Source organism: Enterobacter cloacae complex sp. IR5450 (assembly GCF_049238665.1).
In the GTDB taxonomy this organism is placed as follows: Bacteria; Pseudomonadota; Gammaproteobacteria; order Enterobacterales; family Enterobacteriaceae; genus Enterobacter; species Enterobacter hormaechei_C.
In genome coordinates this window covers 1-6,299 of record NZ_JBMKIC010000065.1, presented here as the reverse complement: position 1 = coordinate 6,299, position 6,299 = coordinate 1, and the positions used below count along the sequence as shown (strand labels likewise).

Genomic DNA, 6,299 nt, shown 5'->3' with positions numbered 1-6,299 from the left:
CGCCTGGTAAGCAGAGTTTTTGAAATGTAAGGCCTTTGAATAAGACAAAAGGCTGCCTCATCGCTAACTTTGCAACAGTGCCAAGCTGGCTCGTGAATTCGGAATCAGTCGCGAAACCCTGTATCAATACTTGAGAACGGATCAGTAAATATGCCACGTCGTTCAATCCTGTCCGCCGCCGAGCGCGAAAGCCTGCTGGCGTTGCCGGACACCAAGGATGAGTTGATCCGTCACTACACGTTCAGCGAAACCGACCTCTCCATCATCCGGCAGCGGCGCGGCCCGGCCAACCGGCTGGGCTTCGCCGTGCAGCTCTGTTACCTGCGCTTTCCTGGTGTCATCCTGGGCGTCGATGAGCCGCCGTTTCCGCCCTTGTTGAAACTGGTCGCCGACCAGCTCAAGGTCAGCGTCGAAAGCTGGGACGAATACGGGCAGCGGGAGCAGACCCGGCGCGAGCACCTGGTCGAACTGCAAACGGTGTTCGGCTTCCAGCCCTTTACCATGGGCCACTACCGGCAGGCCGTCCAGTTGCTGACCGAGATGGCCTTGCAGACCGACAAGGGCATCGTGCTGGCCAGCACCTTGATCGAGCACCTGCGGCAGCAGTCGGTCATTCTGCCTGCCCTCAACGCCGTCGAGCGGGCGAGCGCCGAAGCAATCACCCGCGCCAACCGGCGCATCTACGATGCCTTGGCCGAACCGCTGTCGGACGCGCATCGCCGCCGCCTCGACGATCTGCTCAAGCGTCGGGACAACGGCAAAACGACCTGGCTGGCCTGGCTGCGCCAATCGCCCGTCAAACCGAATTCGCGGCACATGCTGGAACACATCGAACGCCTCAAAGCGTGGCAGGCGCTCGACCTGCCTTCTGGCATCGAGCGGTCGGTGCACCAGAACCGCCTGCTCAAGATCGCCCGTGAGGGTGGCCAGATGACGCCCGCCGACCTGGCCAAGTTCGAGGCGCAGCGACGCTATGCCACCCTGGTGGCGCTTGCCATCGAGGGCATGGCCACCGTCACCGACGAAATCATCGACCTGCACGACCGCATCCTGGGCAAGCTGTTCAACGCCGCCAAGAACAAGCATCAGCAGCAATTCCAGGCGTCCGGCAAGGCGATCAACGCCAAGGTGCGGCTGTTCGGCCGCATCGGCCAGGCGCTGATCGAGGCCAAGCAGGCGGGCCGCGATCCGTTCGCCGCCATCGAGGCCGTCATGTCCTGGGATGCCTTCGCCGAGAGCGTCACCGAAGCGCAGAAGCTTGCGCAGCCCGAGGACTTCGATTTCCTGCACCGCATCGGCGAAAGCTACGCCACGCTGCGCCGCTACGCGCCGGAATTCCTTGCCGTGCTCAAGCTGCGGGCCGCTCCCGCCGCGAAGGACGTGCTCGACGCCATCGAGGTGCTGCGCGGCATGAACAGCGACAACGCCCGCAAGGTGCCCGCCGACGCGCCGACCGAGTTCATCAAGCCGCGCTGGCAGAAGCTGGTCATGACCGACACCGGCATCGACCGGCGCTACTACGAACTGTGCGCGCTGTCGGAGATGAAGAACGCGTTGCGTTCCGGCGACATCTGGGTGCAGGGGTCGCGCCAGTTCAAGGACTTCGAGGACTACCTGGTGCCGCCCGCGAAATTCGCCAGCCTCAAGCAGGCCAGCGAATTGCCGCTGGCCGTGGCCACCGACTGCAACCGGTACCTGAACGACCGGCTGACGCTGCTGGAAACACAGCTTGCCACCGTCAACCGTATGGCGACGGCCAACGAGCTGCCGGACGCCATCATCACCGAGTCAGGCTTGAAGATCACGCCGCTCGACGCGGCGGTACCCGACACCGCCCAAGCGCTGATCGACCAGACGGCAATGATCCTGCCGCACGTCAAGATCACCGAACTGCTGCTGGAGGTGGACGAATGGACGGGCTTCACTCGGCATTTCGCGCATCTGAAATCGGGCGACCCGGCCAAAGACAAGAACCTGTTGCTGACCACGATCCTCGCCGACGCGATCAACCTGGGCCTGACCAAGATGGCGGAGTCTTGCCCCGGCACGACCTACGCCAAGCTGGCTTGGCTGCAAGCCTGGCACATCCGCGACGAAACCTACGGGGCGGCGCTGGCCGATCTGGTCAACGCACAGTTCCGCCATCCCTTCGCCGAGCACTGGGGCGACGGCACCACCTCATCGTCGGACGGCCAGAACTTCCGCACCGGCAGCAAGGCCGAGAGCACCGGCCACATCAACCCGAAATACGGGAGCAGCCCAGGGCGGACGTTCTACACCCACATTTCTGACCAGTACGCGCCATTTCACACCAAGGTCGTGAACGTCGGCGTGCGCGATTCGACCTACGTGCTCGACGGCCTGCTGTACCACGAGTCCGACTTGCGGATCGAGGAGCATTACACCGACACGGCGGGCTTCACCGATCACGTCTTCGCCCTGATGCACCTCCTGGGCTTCCGCTTCGCGCCGCGCATCCGCGACCTGGGCGACACCAAGCTCTACATCCCGAAGGGCGACGCCGCCTATGACGCGCTGAAACCCATGATCGGCGGCACGCTCAACATCAAGCACGTCCGCGCCCATTGGGACGAAATCCTGCGGCTGGCCACCTCGATCAAGCAGGGCACGGTGACGGCCTCCCTGATGCTCCGAAAGCTCGGCAGCTACCCACGCCAGAACGGCCTGGCCGTGGCGCTCCGCGAGCTGGGCCGCATCGAGCGCACGCTGTTCATCCTGGACTGGCTGCAAAGCGTGGAACTGCGCCGCCGCGTGCATGCCGGCCTGAACAAGGGCGAGGCGCGCAATGCGCTGGCCAGGGCAGTGTTTTTCAACCGCCTGGGTGAAATCCGCGACCGCAGTTTCGAGCAGCAGCGCTACCGGGCTAGCGGCCTCAATCTGGTAACGGCTGCCGTCGTGTTGTGGAACACGGTCTATCTGGAACGGGCTGCGCACGCGCTGCGTGGCAACGGCCATGCCATTGATGACGCGCTGTTGCAGTACCTGTCGCCGCTCGGTTGGGAGCACATCAACCTCACCGGCGATTACCTCTGGCGCAGCAGCGCCAAGATCGGCGCGGGCAAGTTCAGGCCGCTACGACCGCTGCAACCGGCTTAGCGTGCTTTATTTAATGAGATGGTCACTCCCTCCTTCCCAGTACTATGCTGAGGACAGGCTTTCATTCGGAGAACCATCATGGAAAACATTGCGCTTATTGGTATCGATCTGGGTAAGAACTCTTTCCATATTCATTGTCAGGATCATCGTGGGAAGGCCGTTTACCGTAAAAAATTCACCCGACCAAAGCTAATCGAATTTCTGGCGACATGCCCGGCAACAACCATCGCGATGGAAGCCTGTGGCGGTTCTCACTTTATGGCACGCAAGCTGGAAGAGTTAGGGCATTTTCCAAAGCTGATATCACCGCAATTTGTCCGCCCATTCGTTAAAAGCAACAAAAATGACTTCGTTGATGCTGAAGCTATCTGTGAAGCAGCATCACGTCCATCTATGCGTTTCGTGCAGCCCAGAACCGAATCTCAGCAGGCAATGCGAGCTCTGCATCGTGTCCGTGAATCCCTGGTTCAGGATAAGGTGAAAACAACTAATCAGATGCATGCTTTTCTGCTGGAATTTGGTATCAGCGTTCCGCGAGGTGCTGCCGTTATTAGTCGACTGAGTACCCTTCTTGAGGACAGTAGTTTGCCTCTTTATCTCAGCCAGTTACTGCTGAAATTACAACAGCATTATCACTATCTTGTTGAGCAGATTAAAGATCTGGAATCTCAGTTGAAACGAAAGTTGGACGAAGATGAGGTTGGACAGCGCTTGCTGAGTATTCCCTGCGTTGGAACGCTGACTGCCAGTACTATTTCAACTGAGATTGGCGACGGGAAGCAGTACGCCAGCAGCCGTGACTTTGCGGCGGCAACAGGGCTGGTACCCCGACAGTACAGCACGGGAGGTCGGACGACATTGTTAGGGATTAGCAAGCGGGGCAACAAAAAGATCCGAACTTTGTTGGTTCAGTGTGCCAGGGTATTCATACAAAAACTGGAACACCAGTCTGGCAAGTTGGCCGACTGGGTCAGGGAGTTGTTGTGTCGGAAAAGCAACTTTGTCGTCACCTGTGCTCTGGCAAACAAGCTGGCCAGAATAGCCTGGGCACTGACGGCGCGACAGCAAACTTACGAAGCATAAAGGCAGAAATACACCAGTTTAAACAATCATTCATCTGGTTTTGCGAATACTGATATTGATGATACTAACGGCCCACCGGCCTGTTGAGGAACCTGTAAAACGGAAAGGCTCATTGAAGCCGTATATTTTCTGGAGGTTCATCAGGCGCGGAACTCATCGAGGCGCGGGAATAAAATCCCATTCAGACGCCGGATAGATTCAAGCAAGCCAACTTGTCGTCAAAATCGGTGTTGCAAAAACGGGAGTGACCATAGATTCCGTTTTCTGAGGCGACCCCCACATAGAGACCTTCCCGGTCATTCACTTTGTAGAGTTTGTCCCTGGGCTTGAGATTGCGCAGCTTGGTATCGGTCAGCATGTACCTTGTCCTTCTTCGTCTCCGATACCCACTCGATTGTAAACAAGCACACAAAACCCTTTAGTGACAACAATTTGCAAGAACTATCAGGCTCAGTGCCATGAAAAATACCATGACCAGATCATGAGGTTGAACACGGCTTGCGCCGGCAGCGTTCACGCTCCTGGTCGGCGATCTCGCCCGGCTGCAATGCTAGCTCAGCATCGGTCATGCGCTCCAGCACGTCGCGTAGGCGGATGGTGCAAGGAATGGGCGGCAGCTCGAACTCATAGCCGCCGGCGATCATTTCGGCCGCAATCTCCTCGGTGATGAAAAACGGCTCGTCGTCTTGGTTCGGCTTCTTCATGCCCTTTCCTCCTGGCGCTCATCCTGGCCGACAGCGGCCAGGGCATCGGCTTCCGTCAATGCGTCCTCCACGAACGCGCCGTGCTGCTTCGCTTCGGCCTGGCTGACCTCGGCCCATATCCGTTTCACCTGGGCCGCACTGTACCCGGCCAGCTCGGCGGTCTTGTTGATGCTGTAGCCGGACTTGCGCAGCGCGACAACTTGGGCGCGGCGCTTCGGATCAGCACGGCGGCCCTTGTACCGCCCGGCCTGGCGGGCCAACTCAATGCCTTGGCGCTGGCGTTCGCGCCTGTCCTCGTAGTCGTCGCGGGCCATCTGCAAGGCCAGGCGAAAAAGCATGATCTGCACGGCTTCCAGCACGATCTTGGCGACGCCCTGGGCCTCGGCCGCCAGGTCGGATAGATCGACCACGCCAGGGACGGCCAGGCTTGCGCCTTTGGCCTGTATCGAGGCCACCAGGCGCTCGGCCTCGGGCAAAGGTAGGCGGCTGATGCGGTCGATCTTCTCGGCAATGACCACCTCGCCGGGCTGTAGGTCGCCGATCATGCGCAGCAGCTCAGGCCGGTCGGCGCGTGCGCCGGATGCCTTCTCACGGTAGATGCCGGCGACGTAGTAGCCGGCGGCCTTCGCGGCCGTAGTGATCGCCTCTTGGCGTTCCAAGTCCTGCGCGTCGGTGCTGACGCGCAGATAGACCCGCGCCACCATCGGCGCGGCTACTGGCTTCGTCCTGCGCATACTTGCGGGCTCCTTTGGGCATACGCAAAGTGTCCGGTCATGCTACCCCCGGCCAAAAAGGCCGTCATGCGATTTATCTTGGCCGGGTCGTTATTGGCGGGTCTAAATGGCCGCTCCGTGGATCTCATCGCCAGAAATGGCGATGCGAGATCCAGGGCAGGGCGGCCGCCATCGTCAGACCTGGCGATGGTCGACGCCGGCGCGCATCGTCGGATGTGGCGATGCGAGCTCGAGGTCGGTGGCCACCGCCGGCGACCTGGTGCCATCGTCGGCAATGGCGATGCTGCAGCTCGACGTGCGCGGCCTGGTCGTCTCGGCATCGTCGGATGCGGCGATGCTCGAGCGAGGCGAAAAAAAACCGCCTCGGGGTGTCCGAGGCGGCAAGTCTGCATGCGGTTCAGGGAGGAAGAAACCGCGCCGGCGATCAGGGAGGAAAACCGCGCGGCCTGATGTGCAGCTCGGCCACTTTAGCCGGATTTTTCGACTTATCCGATGCGAGCGGCCCGCCGTGGGCGCTGCTCGATCTGCTGTTGCTTTTTCTCGACGTGCTTCTGCTCCTGGTGCTGCTGCTCGTCGCGCGGCACTGTTGCAAAGTTAGCGATGAGGCAGCCTTTTGTCTTATTCAAAGGCCTTACATTTCAAAAACTCTGCTTACCAGGCG

General features: G+C 60.1%; 5 protein-coding genes and 2 pseudogenes. 4 read left to right on the top strand and 3 right to left on the bottom strand.

Translation table 11 applies throughout. The features are described from left to right. Positions 1-82: 82 nt before the first annotated feature. From ACOTYB_RS24385 to ACOTYB_RS24375, 3 genes and pseudogenes are all read left to right on the top strand, one after another. Positions 83-148: pseudogene (locus ACOTYB_RS24385) on the top strand (helix-turn-helix domain-containing protein); the annotation flags it as partial. A 2-nt stretch (positions 149-150) separates the two neighbouring features. Next, on the top strand, positions 151-3,117 hold the full coding sequence (locus tag ACOTYB_RS24380; protein WP_042863651.1) for a Tn3 family transposase: 2,967 nt from the start codon (positions 151-153) through the stop codon (positions 3,115-3,117). Positions 3,118-3,195: 78 nt separating this feature from the next. After that, the gene (locus ACOTYB_RS24375; RefSeq protein ID WP_000427619.1) at positions 3,196-4,200 is read left to right on the top strand and encodes an IS110-like element IS5075 family transposase; all 1,005 of its coding nucleotides are present in this window, start codon (positions 3,196-3,198) and stop codon (positions 4,198-4,200) included. 253 nt (positions 4,201-4,453) lie between these two features. Here the strand turns inward: ACOTYB_RS24375 and ACOTYB_RS24370 are convergent. The 3 genes and pseudogenes from ACOTYB_RS24370 to ACOTYB_RS24360 all read right to left on the bottom strand — a co-directional run. After that, positions 4,454-4,558, bottom strand: a pseudogene (locus ACOTYB_RS24370) (Arm DNA-binding domain-containing protein); the annotation flags it as partial. A gap of 121 nt (positions 4,559-4,679) precedes the next feature. Further along, positions 4,680-4,904 (bottom strand): hypothetical protein, encoded by a 225-nt coding sequence (locus ACOTYB_RS24365; protein ID WP_000743213.1) that lies wholly within the window; start codon positions 4,902-4,904, stop codon positions 4,680-4,682. Beyond that, on the bottom strand, positions 4,901-5,638 hold the full coding sequence (locus tag ACOTYB_RS24360; RefSeq protein WP_001446887.1) for a recombinase family protein: 738 nt from the start codon (positions 5,636-5,638) through the stop codon (positions 4,901-4,903). Before ACOTYB_RS24360 ends, ACOTYB_RS24365 begins: the two co-directional genes overlap by 4 nt. A gap of 326 nt (positions 5,639-5,964) precedes the next feature. Here ACOTYB_RS24360 and ACOTYB_RS24355 point away from each other — a divergent pair. Beyond that, the coding region (locus tag ACOTYB_RS24355; RefSeq protein ID WP_204987998.1) for a hypothetical protein at positions 5,965-6,299 on the top strand (335 nt) is incomplete at its 3' end.